The 19,592-nt window shown below is 62.9% G+C and carries 16 protein-coding genes and 1 tRNA gene; 9 read left to right on the top strand and 8 right to left on the bottom strand.

What is annotated here, in order from left to right:
* The first annotated feature begins 32 nt into the window (after window positions 1-32).
* From C5B90_RS02880 to C5B90_RS02865, 4 genes are read left to right on the top strand one after another with little or no spacing between them, the layout of a single operon-like run.
* Entirely contained in the window at window positions 33-1,451 is a 1,419-nt protein-coding gene (locus C5B90_RS02880) for a hypothetical protein (protein WP_115880537.1), read from the top strand.
* Window positions 1,448-4,213 (top strand): hypothetical protein, encoded by a 2,766-nt coding sequence (locus C5B90_RS02875; RefSeq protein ID WP_233511877.1) that lies wholly within the window; start codon window positions 1,448-1,450, stop codon window positions 4,211-4,213. The genes C5B90_RS02880 and C5B90_RS02875 overlap by 4 nt, the downstream gene beginning before the upstream one ends.
* Window positions 4,210-4,524, top strand: coding sequence for a hypothetical protein (locus tag C5B90_RS02870; protein ID WP_115878959.1), 315 nt, complete (start codon window positions 4,210-4,212; stop codon window positions 4,522-4,524). The genes C5B90_RS02875 and C5B90_RS02870 overlap by 4 nt, the downstream gene beginning before the upstream one ends.
* Window positions 4,521-6,437 (top strand): minichromosome maintenance protein MCM, encoded by a 1,917-nt coding sequence (locus tag C5B90_RS02865; protein ID WP_115878957.1) that lies wholly within the window; start codon window positions 4,521-4,523, stop codon window positions 6,435-6,437. The genes C5B90_RS02870 and C5B90_RS02865 overlap by 4 nt, the downstream gene beginning before the upstream one ends.
* Window positions 6,438-6,587: 150 nt before the next feature.
* Here C5B90_RS02865 and C5B90_RS20225 read toward each other — a convergent pair whose 3' ends face one another.
* A complete protein-coding gene (locus C5B90_RS20225) occupies window positions 6,588-6,920 on the bottom strand; it encodes a hypothetical protein (RefSeq protein WP_148708187.1) in 333 nt (110 codons plus the stop codon).
* A gap of 200 nt (window positions 6,921-7,120) precedes the next feature.
* On the opposite strand from C5B90_RS20225, the gene C5B90_RS02860 reads away from it, so the two are divergent.
* Both C5B90_RS02860 and C5B90_RS02855 read left to right on the top strand, forming a co-directional pair.
* Window positions 7,121-7,426 (top strand): DUF6516 family protein, encoded by a 306-nt coding sequence (locus C5B90_RS02860; RefSeq protein WP_115878955.1) that lies wholly within the window; start codon window positions 7,121-7,123, stop codon window positions 7,424-7,426.
* A gap of 24 nt (window positions 7,427-7,450) precedes the next feature.
* Entirely contained in the window at window positions 7,451-7,855 is a 405-nt protein-coding gene (locus C5B90_RS02855; protein WP_115878953.1) for a transcriptional regulator, read from the top strand.
* A gap of 41 nt (window positions 7,856-7,896) precedes the next feature.
* Here the strand turns inward: C5B90_RS02855 and C5B90_RS02850 are convergent, their stop codons facing one another.
* The gene (locus C5B90_RS02850; protein ID WP_115878951.1) at window positions 7,897-8,415 is read right to left on the bottom strand and encodes a hypothetical protein; all 519 of its coding nucleotides are present in this window, start codon (window positions 8,413-8,415) and stop codon (window positions 7,897-7,899) included.
* 204 nt (window positions 8,416-8,619) lie between these two features.
* On the opposite strand from C5B90_RS02850, the gene C5B90_RS02845 reads away from it, so the two are divergent.
* A complete protein-coding gene (locus C5B90_RS02845) occupies window positions 8,620-9,729 on the top strand; it encodes a hypothetical protein (RefSeq protein WP_115878949.1) in 1,110 nt (369 codons plus the stop codon).
* A gap of 797 nt (window positions 9,730-10,526) precedes the next feature.
* Here C5B90_RS02845 and C5B90_RS02840 read toward each other — a convergent pair.
* The 4 genes from C5B90_RS02840 to C5B90_RS02825 form a co-directional block, all read right to left on the bottom strand.
* Entirely contained in the window at window positions 10,527-12,632 is a 2,106-nt protein-coding gene (locus C5B90_RS02840) for an AsnC family protein (RefSeq protein ID WP_115878947.1), read from the bottom strand.
* A 163-nt stretch (window positions 12,633-12,795) separates the two neighbouring features.
* Window positions 12,796-12,868, bottom strand: a tRNA-Thr gene (locus C5B90_RS02835).
* 92 nt (window positions 12,869-12,960) lie between these two features.
* Window positions 12,961-13,947 (bottom strand): class I SAM-dependent methyltransferase family protein, encoded by a 987-nt coding sequence (locus C5B90_RS02830; protein WP_115878945.1) that lies wholly within the window; start codon window positions 13,945-13,947, stop codon window positions 12,961-12,963.
* A gap of 355 nt (window positions 13,948-14,302) precedes the next feature.
* Window positions 14,303-14,773 carry an HTH domain-containing protein gene (locus tag C5B90_RS02825; RefSeq protein ID WP_115878944.1) on the bottom strand — a complete coding sequence of 157 codons (471 nt, stop codon included), beginning with the start codon at window positions 14,771-14,773 and terminating at the stop codon, window positions 14,303-14,305.
* Window positions 14,774-14,974: 201 nt separating this feature from the next.
* Here C5B90_RS02825 and C5B90_RS02820 point away from each other — a divergent pair, with 201 nt between their 5' ends.
* Complete coding sequence (locus C5B90_RS02820) at window positions 14,975-15,403, top strand: universal stress protein (RefSeq protein ID WP_115878942.1); 429 nt, start codon at window positions 14,975-14,977, stop codon at window positions 15,401-15,403.
* Window positions 15,404-15,444: 41 nt separating this feature from the next.
* On the opposite strand, the gene C5B90_RS02815 is transcribed toward C5B90_RS02820, so the two are convergent.
* Complete coding sequence (locus C5B90_RS02815; RefSeq protein WP_115880535.1) at window positions 15,445-15,885, bottom strand: universal stress protein; 441 nt, start codon at window positions 15,883-15,885, stop codon at window positions 15,445-15,447.
* A 78-nt stretch (window positions 15,886-15,963) separates the two neighbouring features.
* Here C5B90_RS02815 and C5B90_RS02810 point away from each other — a divergent pair, with 78 nt between their 5' ends.
* On the top strand, window positions 15,964-16,680 hold the full coding sequence (locus tag C5B90_RS02810) for a TVP38/TMEM64 family protein (protein WP_115878940.1): 717 nt from the start codon (window positions 15,964-15,966) through the stop codon (window positions 16,678-16,680).
* Here C5B90_RS02810 and C5B90_RS02805 read toward each other — a convergent pair.
* The gene (locus tag C5B90_RS02805) at window positions 16,655-19,510 is read right to left on the bottom strand and encodes a cation-transporting P-type ATPase (protein WP_115878938.1); all 2,856 of its coding nucleotides are present in this window, start codon (window positions 19,508-19,510) and stop codon (window positions 16,655-16,657) included. The genes C5B90_RS02810 and C5B90_RS02805 overlap by 26 nt on opposite strands.
* Window positions 19,511-19,592 lie beyond the last annotated feature (82 nt).

The raw sequence follows: 19,592 nt of genomic DNA, 5'->3' as shown, positions 1-19,592 counted from the left end.
CACCGAAGCATTGGAAGACGGACGCCTACGAGATGCGGCAGAAGTTCGGCATCCCGCCGTTCAAGCCGGACGACTACGTCCCTGAGCCGGGACAGGTGAAGTCGGGCGTGTATCCCGACCTCGTCGTCCACGAGCGGGACCCGACCGTCACGACGACGCCGCGCGGAACTGACGCCTTCATCAAGGGCGACCGCGGGTCGGGGAAGTCGACGAAGGCCGCGTCGCTCGCGATTCGGCTGTTGGAGGACTTCCCGTTCGTCGACGAGATGAACGCGAACAAAGTCATCTGGCGCGGGTCGCCCGCGCGCTCCGAGTGGCTTCGGCTCAAGGACTGGGCGACGGTTTGGCTCCCCGAGCACGCGACGGTTGAGGCGACGTGGGAAGACGAGGATGCGGGTCGCTACGATGCCGACATCGACGCCGTCGCTCGCGACGTTCGATACTACGAGGACGTACTCGATCTCGTTGACCAACTCGCTGAGCAGCAGCCGGGGACGTTCAACGTCGTCTACCCGGACCCGAGTTTCAGCGGCTGCCGCGAACTCACAGAGGAGACCCAACGCGTCGGTGAGCCGCTTCCGTTCGTCCCGACGTGGGAGGCCGACCCGTCCGAAGGCCGCCACGCGACGCCGCTGACCGACTGGTGGTTCGCGTTCATCCTCGCCCGCACGGAACACGGCACGCACATCGGCTGGACCGCGCTCATCTTCGACGAGGTCGGCGACTTCGTCCCGCAGTCGGCGCGGAACTCGCCGGGGAGACGCCTCTGGGACAAGATCGAACTCCTGCGGTCGCTGTGGGCCGAGTCGCGGCGGGCACGCTTCTCGCAGTTCTACTTCGGCCACTACGAGGAGAACGTCCACGAGAAGATTCGCCGCGAGTTCAAGTGGCGGATTCAGATGCCTGACGGTTCGCCGAACCCTGTCAAGAACGTCCGCGGAACGTGGCCGCTCGGCTTCGACAACATCCCCATGACGAGCGACCTCACGTCGGGGCTTCCCATCGGAACCGGCCTGTGCTACAACACGGCGAAGTTCAGCTACTTCGGCTGGAAAGACGTCGCCGAAGCGCCGGAAGACGAGACTCGGTGGCTTCGCGTCCGACTCGGCGCACCCACACAGCTCCCGTCGACGGCGATGGCGGCCGAGGCCGACGCGCCAGCTGAACCGGAGTTCGACGACTCGGTGTTCGCGTCGTGGCAGAACCAGGTTGACCACCGTCTCTACGTCCGCGATCCGGGTTCGGGATGGATTTCGGTCGCGACCGGCGCGGTCGGCGACGAGCTCGTCTCCCCGGTCGAGGGCATGACCTTCGACGAACCGGTCGTCGAAGACGGGGAAGTCGTGGTCAGGATGCGCCGAAACGACGACGAATCAGTCGTCGTCGCTCGGCTGCCGTCGACGTCGCGGTCATTTAAGTCGGCTTCCGGTTCCGGGGGTGAGACCGCGTGAGGTGGATTCGCCGGAAACTGTCGGGTTTTCTGACACGCCTCCCGCGCGCGTATTATGATCATGATTGGGATAAACCCCCCCGGGGGCCGGTTTTCGGGGGCCCCCACCGGGTGGTCTCGGCCCTGCTGGTCGCGATGATTGTGGCATCGATACTGGTTCCGTTTGTCGGCGTCTCGGCGGCCGTGCCGAGTGGTCTCGTCGGTGTTCCTGACGCGAACGTTTCAGAGGACTTCCCAGTCGGTACGAATCCACCACTCCGAGCTGCAGACTTGGAAGGGTCGGTGATGGCATCGGACCACGCCGAGTCGCTCGAAGTCATCGCGACGACGCCCGGTCGCGCGTCGGGGTACGTGAACGGTACAACTGTCGGTGGTGGCGAGGTCGTACTGGTGCTGCGCGACGACGTGCACTCGACTGGACGGACGGTCGCGATAGACGCCGGTGCGGTTCGTGACGCACTCGGATACACTCCCGAGCGAATCTATGGGACGCACGACGACGGTTCTGAGTGGTCGTCGCCAGTTCGGTACGACGCCGGCCTGTTGTTGTTCGACGTTGCGCACTTCTCGTCGAACGTGGTGACGTTCTCGGGAGATACCAGAGTCAACGCGTTTGGCGCAACGAACGGGACCACAATTTCCTACTCCGTTAACTCAGTCGATGCGGTCAGCAATTTCACCGCAATGGTCGAGGGAAGTCGGTCGACTGAGACAGAGTCGGAAACATTCTCGGTCGAAGGTGGTTCGTCAGCGGCAATCTCCTTCGCGTCTGATCTCGCTGATTCGGCATCGATAACCGCGACTCCTGTTGCAAGAGTGTTCAACAAAGGCGGTTACCACCTCTCGGGAGGCGAGACGACCACTAAAACGCTTGACGTGTCTGAGGTGTCGTACCTGGACAAAGTGAGGGTTGACGTTCAGGACACGGGTTCAGATATCGGTTCCGGTGTTGAGGTTCGCTTAGAGGAAGCTGACGGAACGGTGATCACAACAACTGGAACGTCACTTAGCGCAGGATATTCTGGCTCTACACAGACCCGATATTTCGACACGGATGTGTCGGCGTATGACTCTGTGAACATCGTTTTCGACTTCAACGACTACCAAAGCGGTGAAACCGCAGACGGCGACAATATTAGAGTCTATACTGGAACGTCTACTGACTCCATGACTATCACCGCTGACGGTGATGGTGGTTCGTTCTCGGTCGGATCAACGACAATTCAACAGAGTGGTTCGATAGAGCTCTCTCCGTCGACTTCGACGATTTCGGCGTCAGGATCCGGGAAGCTCGACGTGACAATCAACTATACGGAGGTGTCCTTGACGAGGAACCCGACGGTTATCATCAACAACCATTCGACTGGATTCACCGGGACGCTGTCTGAAGGTCAGACTGCGAACCTGTCGGTAAACGAATCGTGGGTCCAGTCGGGGGAGAACAATATTGGCTTCAGAGTTGGTGCCGGTTCCGTATCAGATGACGCTCCGACTCCGAGCGTAAATCTCTCACTCTCTCATACAGCACACGACCAGCAATCGGTTAGTTACGAGTCCTCGAAGTGGCGAGAGTCGTACAACGTCACCAAGACGTTCACCGGTGACCAAACCGGTGTGACCCTCTCGATTCCGTTTGCCGGAAACGTCGCGCAAATCAGGTCCATCGAGAAGCGGTACAACGGCGGAAGTTGGTCCACCGTGGCACCGAAGGATTACGACTTCGACGGAACAGCACTGGTCGTTGATATGGGCTCGGTTTCTGGTGGTGATTCAGTCTCGCTCCGTGCCAGGGGACAGAGGTTAGTGGTCTCGAACGGCTCTCTCACGGTGACAGACCCGACACCGCTCGGTGAGCGACTCGACTCCGAGATTCAACTCGACTCGTGGTCGAACGACTCGTATATCTCGCTCGGCGGGTCGCCGGACGAACACCGACTCCACTACACCTACAACGAGTCGTTCGACGACACCGAGTACGACGAGGTGACCGCGACGGGTTACCACCGTCTCTACCTCCCGGAGGCGTCGGATGCGTCGACGTTCCGCGTCTCGACGATTCCCGTTCGAGTAGACGTGGCGACCGGTGAAGCTCGCTTCCGAATCACGAATCCGTCGACGACGGAACCCAAGCTCTCAGTCCGACCGGGAGCGCACACCGGCGACGGCGTGACATACGAGTTCCTGTCGCCGTCGGCCGGTGACACGTATCTCCTCTACTCGACGACCGCCGGGACGCAACGTGATTCCGCAGTTGCGGGTGAGACAGTCGTCTTGGCCGACGACGACTCGGGTGAGATTCTCCACATCCGGAAGTCGTCGGAGTCGTCCAATGCGTCGGGGGGAAGTGGGTTCTTCGCCGGTGGTGGCGGAGCCGTCACGAGTACTGCCGAGGACTACATCCCCGCGATGCCGGTACTGAACCCCGGACTGGTGGCCGCACTCGTGTTGGTCATCATCGCCGGAGCCATCGCGTACACGGAGCGACGGATGTCCTCGACGCGGTCGACGCCGGTGTACGAACGGCCGCTCGTCCGCTTGGCGCTCGTCGTCGCCGGCTTCGTCGGTGTGTTGCTCATCTCGCCGGAGTCCATCACGGCTCCGGTTCAATCGGCGCTCGACACCGCGCTTCCGCTCGCGTCGGTCCTCGGCGTACTACTCGTCGTCGGTGGCCTCGGCTACTGGTGGTACACGCGGCGGCAAGCGCGGATTGTCGAGGCGAAGACCCCGGAGAACGTCTTCCGAATCGGTGGTGACGACAAGTGACCGACCCCATCCGAGCGACGCTGGAAACGGCGTTCACGGCCTTCGGTATCGAGGGCGTCTCGGTGATGGGACTGCTCGCCCTGCTGGTTACTGTGAGCTACGTCCACAAGGCCTCGAAAGCGGGGTCGCTCGTCGCCGGCGTCGCGTCGACGGCCGCTCACGACGCGAAAGTGGTCGCTCTCACGCTCGCCGGCCTGCTGGTCGTCGGGGTCGTCTCGCTCAACGTCGGCCGCGGCCGTGAGCTCGTCTCGATGGCGATCGAGCGGGCGCTGTCGTTCGACTGGACATCGCTACTCGGGGTGGTCGGATGAACTACGAAGCGCGACTCGAGGAGGTCCTCAACGCGGTCGCGATCGACGACATCTACGAGTTGGCCAATGACTATCCGGAGGAAACGCGCCTCGAACTCGATTGGCAAGCTATCGCGCGGTACGAGGCCGAACACGACGATTCGGAGCTTTCGCTGGCGGCCGTGTCGGGCGTCGCGAGCGATATCGTCGCCCGTCCGGAGACGACGCTAGAACGACTCGAAGACGTCGTCAGAGAGTTCGATATTCCCGGACGTGAGAAACCGATGGCGCGAGCCTCGGTCTCGGTCGTGAACCTCCCGGACGACGCGACGTTCGACGTCGGAGGGTTCTCCCCCGAAGACTGGATTGGGCGACTGCTGGCACTCGAAGGCCAGATTACGAAGCGGACCGCGGTCAATCCGATGGTCGAGGAGGCGGCGTTCGAGTGCTTCCGGTGCGGGACGATGACCTATATTCCGCAACACAGCTTCGGGTCGCTCCAAGAACCGCACCGCTGTCAGGGGTGTGAAATGCAGGGCCCATTCCGACTGAACGAGACGCAGTCCGAATGGACAAACTACCAGAAGATTCGCCTGCAGGAGCCGCCCGAGAACGCCCGTGGTGAGACCGAGCACATCGATATCCATCTCACCGGTACCTTGGCGGGAGACCCGCGAGTCGAAGGTGGGACGCGGACGACGTTCTTCGGCCGCTTGAACCCGGTGTACACCGGTGACGTGGTGTTCGAGAAGGACCTCGTCGGGACGGGCTACACGGTCGAACAGGGTGGCTTCGAGGACGCCGACCTCTCCGAGTACGAAGCGATAATCGACGAGGTTGCAGCAGCGCCGAACACGTTCGAACTCCTCGTCGATTCGTTCGCGCCGTCACATCAAGGCCACCGGCACGTCAAGGAGGCGCTGGTGCTCCAGCAGTTCGGTGGTTGGGCACGAACGGGACGGGACGGCACCCACCACCGCGGCGACTCGCACATGTTTCTCCTCGGTGACCCGGGGACCGGGAAGACGTTGCTCCTCGAGGCGGCCTACGAGGTCGCACCGCGCGGCGCGCTCACCGACGGGACCGGTTCGTCGAGCGCTGGCCTCACGGCCTCGATCGTGAAAGACTCGTTCTCGTCCGAGCAGTTCAGCATCGAGGCGGGAACGCTGGTTCGAGCGAACAAGGGAATCGCCGTCGTCGACGAACTCGACAAGGGCGAGACGAGCGACCTCGATGCGCTTCATACTGCCCTCGAATCCCAGCAGGTGCACGTCTCGAAGGCGGGGAAGAACGCGATGCTCCCTGCCGAAACGTCGCTCCTCGCGGCGGGGAACCCGATGGGTGGACATTTCGACCCGTCGAAGGATATCGCCGACCAGGTCGAACTGAAGTCGCCGCTCCTCTCTCGGTTCGACCTCATCTTCACGATTCGCTCGGAGGAAGACGAAGCGAAGATTCGGGACATTTCCGAAAAGATGGTCCGCTCTCGGAATCGTGCTGGTCGGCGTGCGCTCGGAGAAGACGTCGACGAAGACGACTCGGGTCAATCGGTCCGACTCGACCGCGACGAGTTCACCGCCTACGTCACGGCCGCGAAGCAGGTCCAGCCAGTCGTTCGTGACCCGGTAGTCGCCCGGGAGATGCGCGAGTGGTTCGTCGAGACGAAGACATCGCTGCCGGAACGCTACGCGACCGCGATGGGCGAAAAGGAATACGACGGGCCACCGTTGCCAATTACGGCGCGGAAGCTCGACGCGCTGCAGCGGCTTTCGGAGGCGTCGGCGCGGATGCGACTGTCCGAGACGGTCGAGATGGTCGACGTTGAGCGCGCGAAACCGCTCATCGAACGGTCGTTAGCTGATATCGGGATTGCACCGGGGGATAATTCTTCGTTCGAGACGGCGACGACTGACGCTGCAGAAGTTGGGATTTGAGAGTCTCTTTGGGGTGGTGAGACTCTGTTGAAATCAGCAGCGACTGCTTGTTTGTCGAAGCCGTCCTGAATAGAGGACTGCATTCAGTACGACATCACTCTTTGTTTCACACTAGGGGGGTTGAACAGACCGATAGGAAGAGTATGTTGTTTACTCAACTTCACCTACAATCGCTACTTGATGAATTGTCTCGAGTTCGTCACCTCGCAATTCGCCCCAGTAAATCTCTCCATCTCCGTTTTCGAACAACTCTGATCTCCCATCCCCTAGACCAGTCGTGAACTCAACAACTGCGAAGTATTCCCAACCTTCGTTCTGTAGTCCGCGAACATCTTGGTAGTCAGCCGATCGAATGGGTGCAACTTCCAAGACCTTCGCCTCCCAGAACGAGTTTTCTTCATCTTCGACATTCCGGCGAATCTGGAATTCGATTTCAGATTTGTCTCCGCTAGCGTACGGCTCTAAATCGATTAGAGAGTCCACTCTTGATTCTACTCACCAGCTATGATTAGTGCTTGCATTCTATGGAGTGATCGCCCTTGTTGGAGTTATAACAAAAACCCGTATTCAACACGGTCTCAACAACCTATCAGTAACTGAGAATTCTGACAGAGCTGTCTGCGCAGGGTATGTATTTCGGTCCATAGGCTTATTCCTATGGAGGTAATAACATAGGGTGACGGATGGCGTCCTACATCACGATTGCAGATTGGAAGGCTGTCAAAGACGAGTACGTCGTCAATGTAACCATCCGCCAGACGGAGGATGATAAGTATCCTAGTGGGTGGGACTACAGCCTCCATTTCGGCAGCCTCGGTGGGGACACCATCCTCCGGTACGACAACGCCCACGAACGGACGAAGGGTCACGAGCGACACACCGGGTCTGAAGTCGAGATCATCGACTTCCCTGGGATGCTGACGCTCTATGACCGATTCAAAGAAGAGGCCGAGGAGATGTCATCCGTCTCCTGGGACTGGGAAACGTGAGAAATCGCGACAGGTGACCACGACATGACGAAGCTCAAAGTGACGGTTGGTGAGGGGAACGACCTCGACGAACGCACGAGACAGCGGCTCAAGGCGGCACAGGCAGGCGAGGAACTCGATGACGCTCAGCCGGTGCTGAACTTCGACTCGTTCGCCGAACTCAGTCGGCTGCTCAGTCCGAAGAACCTCGAACTGTTAGAGGCAATCTCTGAGGCTGAACCGGACAGCATCCGCGAAGCCGCAGAGTTGGTTGACCGTGATTACAAGCAGGTTCACCGGAACCTGACTGAACTGGCTGATATCGGCGTCATCGACTTCGAAGGCGGTGGCCCCGGACTCCCGAAGAAACCCGTGCTAGTCTACGACGGTCTCGAAATCGACCTTCCGTTCAACAACTCGAACAACAACGTCGGGACCGCCGCGCCGTAGTCTGTGAGAATCACGGCTCGACGAGCCGATACCGGACCCTCTCATGCCGAGGCGGAACGTCCCTGTCCCGGGAATCGATCATAGAGACGGAGCGCGTCCTCGACGAGTCGAGACCGCGTCTCGAGGTGCTCCCAGTCGCGAGCGGCCTGGCGGCGTTCGCGCTGGTCTTCTTCGTCTGTTGCCTGGCGTAGGCTCGCTCGCAATTCGTTGGGTGTCTCGACGTCGTACTCTGTCTTCCACGAACGAATTTGGTCGTTCATCTCTTCGAGGCTCGCGGCGAGCTGGTCGGGCGAGTGCGCCTCGTAGAGCTCGCGCATTTCGCTGAGGTACTGGCTGATCGGGTCGGGCTCGTAGGTGGTCTGTTGGCCGCGCGTATCAGCGATTAGTTTGCCATCGTCTGCGAGCCGAGAGAGATACTTACTCGCCGTTTCGTGAGCAACCTCGGCCTCAGACGCGATCCAGTTCGCCGTCTGCGGCTCACTCACAGTAAGTGCAACCGCTTCAACACGCTCGGCCGCCGACAACCCGTCTGTCCATCGTCGGTTCGGCTCGTCGCTCATAGCCGAAACTACAGCCCGAGTGTAGAAATATATTGGGACAGTTCAGATTATTCTAATGGGTGTGCGTTAGTCGCTATACGTATTCCAACCGGGTCAGGAGGTCAGTCGTTTAGATTAGTGCCTAAAGAACTCGTTTAGTTCATCCTGTCACGTCCGGCGATTGTGTGCAACACTTATAGTTGCCTGACAGCTATTCTCGATTCCATGGAGGAGGACTTTTTCACAGATGGCTTTCGGAAACTCACGGGCCCGATCGAACACTGGTTGACGACATATCATACTGGTTACTGGGGTTTCAGGCCGGACAAGGAAGGTGCATGGGAAGCAATCGAAGAGGGAGAGATATTCCTGTTCCATGCGTCAGCATCCAAGTTTCTCGATGTCCCCAGAAGAGAGGTGAAGGATGCTGGAAAAGCCGTAATTGGGCTCGGTCGGGTCGGCGCGAAAAGTACGAAAAGTGAGCCAGCATGGTGGGAGGAAGTCCATCAAGATGGGAACTACCCGTTCCTCATTCACTTCTCCGAGATTCACTGGTTCGGTGACACCGACTCGATCCGAGATGTCCCTGTCGCAGACAAATCGACTGACGAGATGGTGGCCGATGTACACCGTCTCGACCAGAACAAGATTACGTTCGCAGAGATGGACGAACGAGCGGGCTATCGAATCCCCGCTCAGGGGTCGCCCGGGAACGTCAAGTACCCAGAAAAGCTGTTCCCACTACTCGTTGAGCGACTCCGGGGTGACAGTCAAAAAGATCTAGTGAGCCCTCAGTCTCAAGACGCAACTGGTGATACATCGGCGCGAGACTCGTCGTCGATTCGAGAACGCTCCCGTGACAGAAATCTCGACCCAGAGCAGTCGGCATCAGAGACGGTGAGCTATTCCTCGTCGGTCGACCAAACGATGAGTGGCTGGGTAGAACACGAGCACGCACTCGACGTCTTCGAGGACCACCTGCTAAATGCCGGGTTTGACTCGGGAGAGACGAAACACAGCGACATCCTCGCGAGTCGAGATGGGTACCTCGTACTCGCCGAGGCGAAGTTCATCCACGACGGAAACGAGCGAAGTCAGATTCGGACGGCTATCGGACAGCTCCACGAGTACGGGTACTTCGATGTCCAAAACGACCCAGAGCGGCGTGGAATGGAGCTGGTCAAGTGTCTGGTATTCACCAAACGGCCCTCTGAATCCTATCTTCCCTTCCTCAAATCGCTCTCAGAGGACGGGATTCACACGTTCTGGATCGACGAGTACGAGGTGCTTGGTCTACAGAACTCGTTGGAAAAGCTCTCACAGATCACGAGTTAGCGTAACTGCGATTTTCGAGTTTGCTCCTAAGTATTAGGGTCGAGACCAACAACCTAAACAGCAGGGTGGCACTGGCGAAGCTAGACAGAAAGACGACAATACCACAAACGGAACACCGACTGACTAAGTCGTAGCGTGAGTCTGCTCGTCAGAATCGGTTTCAGGGTCAATTGCAGCGATTCGCCAGTTTGGGCTTTTGGTATCATCGCTTTCAAGCACAAACTCATGTACTTCGTCAACCTGCAACTTGAGGACTTGCTCCTGTATGCCCTTCTTCTCATATCTCCGACTTCGGCGTGGAACGGAGACCCGAATCCCGGCATCTTTGCCCACCAATACCTCTAACCAGAGGTGATTGTTTTGTTGCCCAACGACTTCGTAGAGGGCTGGCCGAGTCTTCAACATGGTGTGAGATAGTTCAACTGGTACGAAGAATAAATTTTGCCTGTCAAGATTTCTACCTCGATCTCAACATAAAGATAGCGCCCAGTCACTCCACAGATTTCTTGAGATTGCTTGGGAACAACAAGCCGCGCCGAGTAGGCGCGGCGACCTCCGTTGCAAGTGTTTCATCTGAAGCCACCGAAGGTGGCTGAAGTAATCTTGGTGTGTGGCTCTTTAGCCACACAGCTAACGCAGAATCAGGGGGGACCCCCCTGATTCGAAGTGACTGCGGTCGCGGTCGCTGCGGGCTCGAGACAGCGCCAGAATTTTTCGAACAATAATCTCCTGAAAATACTGCAAAATGCTCCGCATGCTCACCGAAAAAACAGCGTCGCCACTCGGAAGACAGCGCGTCAGCCGACGAGCTGACGCAGTTTACCCAGACTGTAGGTGACTCTTCCGGTGGAATCGTACGCGTCGGCGACGACCGCGAAGCGACCAGAGAACTGCTTCATCTCGTTGCCGGTCACCTCTGCCCACTTCGCAGCGCCGGTTCGGAGGATCCGCTTGACCTCCTTACGCGTCGCCTGCGGTGCAAGCTCGAGTAGTTCACGATCGTCGTCACGGCCGTCCTGCCGGCCACGGACGTAGTTACGAAGCCAGCGCTCCCATGGACCGTTCCCATCTCCGTACGTATCGGCGCGGATGATGTCGTCCGTCGCTTCCTCGAGCGTCGCTGAGACCGAGCGTCGAGCGGACTCGATGTGTTCGACGATCCCCTCAGCGATGTGCTTCGAAGCGAGTTCGACGTGACCGTACTCGTGGATGACCAGATCACCGAGGCGCTTCAGCGCTCGATAGACGGTGTCGATGTGGACGCCAATTCGCTCGGCGAGGTCGGCCGGCGAGATGTGACCGCCGTCGGTCACCAACTCGTCGGCGATCGAGACGTCAGTCTCGTAGAGGTTGTTCGCGGCGGCGAACAGTCGGACTTCGTCGTCTTGCTGCTGCGCAATACGCGGCAGCGGGTTGTCGATGACTTTGACCATCCGCGCCTCGCCGTCGACGCTGAAGTAGTCGTCCGCGACGTACATCTGGTGGTCCGGCGTCACCGGCAAGTCCGACCAGTTCAGGACGTTCAGCAGTCCCTCTTCGAGTTCGTTGTGGAGTCGGTCGACATCGTCGAACCGGAGGGTGTCGTCGTACAGCGAGTTCTGGTAGGAGACACCAATCTTCGGGTTTTCGAGTTCGGTCCCAGCGACTGCCTCGGGGTTCCGCATGTGGTAGTGCTTGAACTCCTTCGGAAGTCGGTGACCACCGACGACTTCGGACGCACGCATCGCGCAGATCGTCGCCGTGTGGTAGTAGCCGGCGCATTCGCGGTCGTCGCGAACGCTCTTCGAGTAGCCGCTTCGCTCGCGACCCAGAATCATCGAAATCCGGTGAAGCGTCCCGTCCAGCGCGAACACCTTGCCGGTCTCACCCTTCTTGCCGCGCACGTACAGCTCGGCGTCGGTGATGTTCGACGATTCGTGTACTTCGTCGGGATCGAGCGCCCGGTAGTCGATCCCCGTGAACGAGTTCCAGCCGAACTCGTCTTGGCGCTCGCGAAGCTTGCGGAGCGCCTCGAACAGTACGCTCGGGTACTGGTCGAAATCGAAGTAGCTCCCGCGCGTCTCGACGTCGACGCCGAGGATGTTGTGCGGGTTCGGGATGTTCGTCCCGCTCTTCGAGGTAATTCCGGGCCAGCGCGGTCGGACGCGGAAGTACGCGCGCTTTCGGTTCTCGTCCTTCGCGTCGTTGAATGACTGGTAGGCCGCTGGATAGACGCGGATGAGGAACTCAGGAACATCCTCCAGTCGCCAGTCCCATCGACCGAGGTCGGTTCCCTCGTCGGGCGTCGCGAGGCCGGGGTTGTCGGCGTAGCCGAACTCGACGTTCCACTCCTCATCGTCGAACTCGAAGCCGGCGCGGAGATTACCGTACTCCTCGAAGTCGTGCATCTTGTACAGCGAGACTAGCCCAAAGTAAGTCGACAGCGCGTCGTCCCACTTCAGGTACGCCGAGAACTCGTGCGGCTGCGGGAGGAGGAACTTTCGTAGGCCCGAGACCGCAGTCTTCGAGTCCTGACCGCGCATCGTCCGCGCGCGGACACCGCGCTTCTGTCGGCGCTCGTGTGCTTCCGCTTCCGAACAGGCGTAGAAGTGGTCCTCACGAACGTCCTTCCGGATGTGGGTGCCGCCACAGAAGCGACATTCGCCGGTCGGCTCCAGGTCGCAGTTCCACTCGTGTTCGAGCGCGGCTTCCTCGGTCCCGAAACTCGTCTGGCAGTAGCGACAGGCAGCGACAAACTCCGGCATCTCGAACTCGACATCGGTCGACTCGTCGTCGACTGTCGAGCCGGGCTCGTATCCGTTGTCAACTGCGGACTCGACTGTGTCCTCCTCGTTCGAAGTGACGAGGTCCGCGTCGTCGAGGGCAGAGAATTCCGCGATGACCTTGCCGCCGTCCTCGGTCATCAGGGGTCCTCCTCGACGAGATCGTATCCACAGCGCTCACAGCGAAATCGGACCTCGCTCTCGTGACCGCACGCGGGACAGTCGACGGTCACGCGAGACCACCCCCGAACCGGAGACCTTCGTCTCCGGGGTTGAGTTGTGGGATGGTGAAGGAATCAGTAGAAGCCGGTGGAGGGATTTGAACCCTCGGCCTATTCCTTACGAAGGAATCGCTCTGCCAGCTGAGCTACACCGGCGCGGTGGGCTTTCGAACGCATTCTTCCGTACCCCGGTTACGTAATTAAGACTTGCGAATCAACCCGGTGTCTGCCGTTCGGCACCAGCCCTATCACGCCCGCTTCGTCAGGCGAACGTCGAGACAGACGTTGTACTCGTGGGGGGCGTACGACCGGACGACGTGCTCGTTCACGACTTCGACCTCGTAGGTCGGTTCGGCGGCGGCGCGGACGGCGGCGAGTCCCGGTCCGAACGGGTCGTCCTCGTGTTGGATATCGTAGAGGTGAATCACGCACTCGTCGCTCGCGAGGCGGACCGCCGTATCGAGGAAGTCGCTGGCGCTGTGCGGGAGATTCATGATGAGCCGGTCGGCCCAGCCTTCGTAGTCGGCGGCGACCTCGCGCACGTCGCCGTGAATCGCGGTGATTCGGTCGGTCACGTCGTTCCGCTCGGCGTTCTCGCGGAGGTACTCGACGGCCGCCTCGTTGAGGTCGCAGGCGACGACCTCCGCGCCCGCGGCGGCGGCCGGGACGGCGAAGGGGCCCACGCCGGCGAACATGTCGAACACGTGCTCGCCCTCGCGAACCGCCTCGACGACGCGGTGGCGCTCGGTCGCGAGGCGTGGGGAGAAGTAGACCGCGCCGATGTCGAGGCGGAACTCGTGGCCGTACTCGCGGTGGACCGTCTCGGTCGAGTCGCCGACGAGCACGTCCCAGTCGCGGATGCGGAGTTCGCCTTTGACCTTCGAGGCGCGGTTGACGACCGTCTCGGCCTTGAGGTCCGAGGCGACGATGGCGTCGGCGATGTCGCGGGCGCGGTCGGGGTCGTCCTCGTCGAGGATGACGATGTCGCCGAGGCGCTCGTAGGAGGGTTCGAAGCCGAGTAGGTCGGCGGGCGTGGTCTGCGTCTCGCGGGTAGGGGGTTCGAAGTCGACGACAGCCAAGTCGTCGGGGACGGCGTCGGCATCGATGACGGGGATGTAGAGGGTCCCCTCGGCGACGGTAATCTCGTGGTCGTGGTCGAGCAGGCCGGCGTCGGCGAGGCGCCGGCGCGCCGCCTCGCCGGACTCGCGGGGCACGCGGACGCAGGGGACGTTCATATCTCCACCACTACACGGCTCCGAGTAAGGGTGACGCTTCGCCGCGAACGTATATACGACCCTGATACATCAGGGACCACGTATAGATGTCTGGCGAGGAAACGATAATTCGCCCACACTCTCGACGATAGCCGTCGTTCGAGTGGGGTGCCTCTGACACAGTTGGGCCTTGCCCGGGGCCCACTTTCTGACCCCAGTCTCGGGACGAGTAACTCGCGCCTATGCCGCCGAAACCGCGTCTGTCGGTGGCGACGTTTCTCGCGGAACTCATCGTTCGAAAATTGACCGTTTCGACCGGGTGGTTTCGACCGGGTGGCGTTCTTTTCGCAGCCACGAGTCGGCGACTCGTCTCCGCTTACACCTCGACGTGGTCGCGGTCGATACCGAGGAACGACTCGGCGGTCTCGACCCAGTCGGCGAGCGTTCGAGTCCCATCGTCTCGCTCGTGCGGATAGACGTCCTCGATTTCGTCGTCGCGGAAGACGATGCCCAGCGTCGGCGGAAGGACGACCGCGTCGTGTTCGGGACCCATCCGTCCCGACCCGACCGTCGCGTGCTCGTCGAGCGTCGGGAGCGCGACCCCTTCCGTTCGCGCCCACAGTCGACACTCGGCGAGTCGCTCGCGGACGATTGCGTCTCGTTTCGTCGGTGCGGTGTCGGACTCCACGTCAACCTCGCGACCCCACGTCCGGACGCACACGTCGTCGACGAGCCCCTCGTCAGCGAGTCGTTCGAGTCGAACGACTAGCGTCTGGTGTTCTTCCCCGAGGCCGTCCCGAATCGGGCGAATCCACAGTTCTACCCGCCGTTCACCGTCGGTCTGCATACTCCTCACCACCGGTAACAGATACGCTCGGGGGGAGAATAAGCCGAACTCATCCTTCCCGCCGACCGGGAATCGGAAACGCGCGGGCGACGCGTGGGGCGGTCGACTCCGAGGGCGTGGGAGTCTGGACGGCGCGGTCGGGGGCGTCCGGACGACGCGGCCGGGTTCGGTTTTATTCGCTCGGCGCGCGTCTGTGAGGGCATGTTCGACCACATCCTCGTCCCCACCGACGGCAGTGACCACGCGGTCCGCGCCGCCGACTACGCGGTCGACCTCGCGGCGACCTACGGGGCCTCGCTCCACGTCCTCTACGTCGTCGACGTTCGAACCGGCCACGCTGACGCACCCGTCGATGACGGCGATTCCCAGACGCGCGGGGAGGCAGCGGTCGGTGTCGTCGCTGACCGCGCGGCCGACCGCGACGTCCCCGTCGAGACGGAGATTCGGGTCGGCCTACCGCACGAGACTATCATCGACTACGGCGAGGAACGCGACATCGACCTCGTGGTGATGGGCACCCACGGGACGAGCGGACTGGAGCGATACCTGCTCGGAAGCGTCGCTGAGCGAGTCGTCAGACTCTCGGATGTGCCGGTGCTGTGCGTGCCGCCGGCTGACGACGACGAGTGACCGACGCGGGGACGACCGACTAGCGAGCCGCCATCACGCTCTCAGCGGACGACCATCACGCTCATCGGCGCGCGTCCGGCGACCAACTCGGCGACGCTCCCGAACAGCAGGTCCGTCTCGCCGGTGCGGCCGTGACCGCCGAGGTAGACGGCGTCGACGCCCTCCCGGCGCGCGAATTCGACGATGGTCCGCGCGGGGTCTCCACGGTGGGTCTCGGTTCGGAGTTCCACGCCGCTCCCGTCGGCCAGCGCCGCGAGTTCGTCGAAGATATCCTCTGCGAGTTCGTCGGCGCGTTCGTACCACTCCTCGGAGCCGTGGAGTGGTTCCGTGCTGATGTCCACGTCGAGCGGTGCGCTGTAGCCGGGGTCCGTCGGGTCGATGACGTGTAGGGCTACGACCGTCGAGTCGGCGTGCGCGAGGGCCTGTTCGAACGCTCGCTTCGACAGCGGCGAGCCGTCGACGGCGACGAGAATCGCATCCATCATGATTATTAGTACGTCGTCTCGGCACAAAAACGCTCCCGCGCCGGGCTTTTCCCCGCGGCGTGTGAGTTGTCACCCGTGTTATCCGTCCCCGAACTCTTCGAATCGCCGCGCGACCGGTGGCGGACGCTCGCACTCGCCGTCGTCGTCGTCGCCGTCGTCGCGCTCGCCGGCACGACGCTCGTCGACCACTTCCCGTTTCTCGCCAATCCGACGGCGCTGCGGACGTGGCTCCTCGGGTTCGGCGCGCTCGCACCCCTCGCGTTCGTCGGCGTGCAAATCGCGCAGGTCCTCGTCGCACCCATCCCCGGACAGGCGCTCGGGTTCGCGAGCGGCTACCTGTTCGGCGCGCTCTGGGGAACGGTCTACAGCATGGTCGGCATCGTCCTCGGCACGGCGCTCGCGGTGGGTCTCGCGCGGGCGCTCGGCCGTCCGTACGTCGAGCGCGTCGTCACCGCCGACGCACTCTCGGTGTTCGACGACGCGATGGAGACCCACGGTTTGGCCGTCCTCTTTCTCGTGTTTCTGGTTCCGGGCCTCCCGGACGACGCCATCTGCTTCGCCGCCGGCCTCACCGATATCCCGGTTCGCAGGGTCGTTCTCGTCGCGGCGGTGGGTCGGCTCCCCGGCTTCCTGCTCGTGAACCTCGCGGGCGCGGCCGCCGCCGACGGAAACGCCGAACTCACCGCGGTCTTCGTCGGCGCGTTGCTCGCGGCGTCGGTCCTCGGCTACCTCTACCGCGACCGACTCATGGGCGCGCTCGGGTCGCTCACGAGTCGAACAGCCGGTCGTTGAGCCACACCAGACACAGGTTCGCGGCGAGGAACGGGACGAACGCGCCCGCGACCCAGCCCCACTCCGTGAGGCCCAGCGGGACGACGCCGAAGAGGTCCGCGACCGGCGTGTAGAGCAACACGAGGTGGAGCGCGAGCGACAGGCCGACCGCGCCGAGGAGCCACGGGTTCGAAAGCGGCGACAGCCGGTAGCGGAGCCGAACCGACTGCGTGCGGACCAACTCGGCGGTGACGAGGAAGGTAAACAGCACCGTCTGGGCGACGACGAGGTCGCCGGAGCGAGACAGCGCGTAGAAGAACACGCCGAGTCCGGCCCCCGTGAGCGCGACGCCGATACCGAGAATCGAAGCGACGGTCCGGCGGTCGAGGACACCCTCGTCGCGGGGTCGCGGCGGCCTGCGCATCACGTCGTTCGACTTGGGGTCCGCGCCGAGCGCGAGCGCGGGGAAGCCGTCGGTGACGAGGTTGAGCCACAGGAGCGCGACGGGCGTGATGACGAGCGCCGACTCGGACGCGAACACCGCGGGGAACAGCGCCGCGCCGAGGAGCGTCCCGAGGAAGACGACGAACACCTCGCCGGCGTTCGCCGACAGCAGGTAGTTGACGAACTTGCGGATGTTGTCGAAGATGCCGCGGCCCTCCGCGATGGCGTCGCGGATGGTGACGAAGTTGTCGTCGCGGAGCACCACGTCCGACGCGCCCTGTGCGACCTGCGTCCCGCGGTCGCCCATGGCGATGCCCACGTCGGCATTACCGAGCGCCGGCGCGTCGTTGACGCCGTCGCCGGTCATCGCCACCGTGTAGCCCGCGTCCTGGAGCGCCCGGAGGATGCGGACCTTGTGCTCGGGCGCGACACGGGCGAAGACGTTGGTCTCCTTGACGACCTGGCCGAGTTCCTCGTCGTCCATGGCGGCCACCTCGGTGCCCGTAACGACCGAGTCGGCGTCGATGCCGACCTCACGGGCGATGGCGCGGGCCGTCCGCGGGGTGTCTCCGGTCGCCATCGTCACCTGTACGCCGGCGTCGCGGCAGTCGGCGACCGCCTCGGCGACGCCCTCGCGCGCCGGGTCGGTCATGCCCTGTAATCCAAGGAAGACCAGTCCCGATTCGAGCGTCTCGTCGTCGGCGTCGGGGTCCGCCTCGGAGGCGTACGCGAATCCGAGCACGCGGAGCGCGTCGTCGGCGAAGGCGGTCACGGTCGCTTCGACGCGCTCGCGGCGCTCGTCGGTGAGGGACTCGATTTCCCCGTCGACGAGGACGCGGTCGCACCGCGCGACGATTTCCTCGGGCGCGCCCTTCACGAGCGCGACGGGGCCGTCGCCGGGCGCGTCGAACGCGTCCACGACGACCGACATGCGCTTTCGCTCGGAGGTGAAGGGGACTTCGCGGAGCCTGTCGTCGGGGTCGCGCGAGCCGTCGAGGCCCGCGCCGGCGGCGGCGTTCACGAGCGCGACTTCGGTGGGGTCGCCGCGGTGGGCCCCGTCGTCGAGTTCCTTGGTGTCGTTACAGCGAGCCCCGCAGGACAGGAGCGCCGCGAGCGATGGGTCCAACTCGGGGTTCGGACCCGGGACGGCCGCGGATGCCGAGTCGGCCGCAGCCGCTGCGTCGGTCGCGGCCGACGCGCCGCCGTCTTCGGCGGCCGTCCCAGACGACGCCGAACCACCGTCCAGTTCGACCGTCCGGTCGTCGGGGAGCCACGCGTGGGTGACGGTCATACGGTTTTCGGTCAGCGTCCCCGTCTTGTCGGTGACGATGTAGTCGACCGCGCCGAGGCTCTCGACGACCGCGAGGTTGCGGACGAGCGCGTTGCGCTCCATGAGCGTCCGCGACCCGAGCGCGAGGGTGAGCGTGACGACCGCCGGGAGTCCCTCGGGGACGGCCGCGACGGCGAGCGTGACGGCGACGAGGAGGACGACGACCGGGTCGGTCGCGGTGAGGAACAACTGAACCGCCGCGATGAGCAGGATGAGCGCGACGATGCCGACGCCGATTCGGCGGCCGAGGCGGTCCACCTCGATTTCGAACGGCGTCTCACGCTGGCGGGCCTGCCCGAGTTGGTCGGCGATGGCTCCGAGTTCGGTGTCCATCGCGGTGGCGACGACGACGGCCTCCGCGCGACCTCTGACGACCGTGGTCCCGGCGTGGAGGACGCTCTCCCGGTCGGCCAGCGCCGCGTCGGCCTCGACGGGGTCGGCCGCCTTGTCCACCGGGGCGCTCTCGCCGGTCAGCGTCGACTCGTCGGCGCGGCAGTCGGCCGCCGTGAGAATACGGGCGTCGGCGGGGACGGCGTCGCCCGCTTCGAGGACGACCACGTCGCCCGGGACGACCTCGGTCGCGGGGACGGCCCGAATCGAGCCGCCGCGGCGAACCGTCGCGTCCGGCGTCGCCATCTCCCGGAGCGCCGCGAGCGCCTGCTCGGCCCGGTAGTCCTGCACGAAGCCGAACAGGCCGTTTCCGAGTAGGATGAGCAGGATGAGCGCGGCGTCGGTGTAGCCCGGGTCGCGGCCGGGCAGGAGGCCGACGGCGAGCGAGAGGCCGGCGGCGAAGAAAAGCAGCAGGATGAGCGGCCCGGTGAACTGCGAGACGAGGAGCGAAAGCGGCGAGACGCCGTCTTCGTCGGCGAGTTCGTTCGGCCCCACCTCGGCGAGCCGGCGGGCCGCATCGTCGCCGTCGAGGCCGTCGCGGCTCGACCCGAGTCGCTCCAGCGCCGCGTCGGAGTCGAGCGCGTGCCACGGGACGTCCTCGCGTCCGCTCGCGTCCTCGACCTCTCGATGGGCGGTTACCTGCTCGTGCACAGTTCGACTGAACGACACGAGCGGACGTATGTCCACCGGCGATTTTCACGCCGCCGCAGCCGGCGGTACGATGAATATCGTTCGGGTCACACGTTCGACTATGTGTGTGGTGTGTCAG

The organism is Haloferax sp. Atlit-12N, assembly GCF_003383095.1.
GTDB lineage: Archaea > Halobacteriota > Halobacteria > Halobacteriales > Haloferacaceae > Haloferax.
This window is presented reverse-complemented; position numbering and strand designations above follow the sequence as displayed.

Coding starts and splice junctions, on each gene's coding strand:
- C5B90_RS02880 (WP_115880537.1), top strand. CDS start 33: ATGCGGCAGAAGTTCGGCATCCCGCCGTTCAAGCCGGACGACTACGTC.
- C5B90_RS02865 (WP_115878957.1), top strand. CDS start 4,521: ATGAACTACGAAGCGCGACTCGAGGAGGTCCTCAACGCGGTCGCGATC.
- C5B90_RS02860 (WP_115878955.1), top strand. CDS start 7,121: ATGGCGTCCTACATCACGATTGCAGATTGGAAGGCTGTCAAAGACGAG.
- C5B90_RS02855 (WP_115878953.1), top strand. CDS start 7,451: ATGACGAAGCTCAAAGTGACGGTTGGTGAGGGGAACGACCTCGACGAA.
- C5B90_RS02850 (WP_115878951.1), bottom strand. CDS start 8,415: ATGAGCGACGAGCCGAACCGACGATGGACAGACGGGTTGTCGGCGGCC.
- C5B90_RS02845 (WP_115878949.1), top strand. CDS start 8,620: ATGGAGGAGGACTTTTTCACAGATGGCTTTCGGAAACTCACGGGCCCG.
- C5B90_RS02840 (WP_115878947.1), bottom strand. CDS start 12,632: ATGACCGAGGACGGCGGCAAGGTCATCGCGGAATTCTCTGCCCTCGAC.
- C5B90_RS02830 (WP_115878945.1), bottom strand. CDS start 13,947: ATGAACGTCCCCTGCGTCCGCGTGCCCCGCGAGTCCGGCGAGGCGGCG.
- C5B90_RS02825 (WP_115878944.1), bottom strand. CDS start 14,773: ATGCAGACCGACGGTGAACGGCGGGTAGAACTGTGGATTCGCCCGATT.
- C5B90_RS02820 (WP_115878942.1), top strand. CDS start 14,975: ATGTTCGACCACATCCTCGTCCCCACCGACGGCAGTGACCACGCGGTC.
- C5B90_RS02815 (WP_115880535.1), bottom strand. CDS start 15,885: ATGGATGCGATTCTCGTCGCCGTCGACGGCTCGCCGCTGTCGAAGCGA.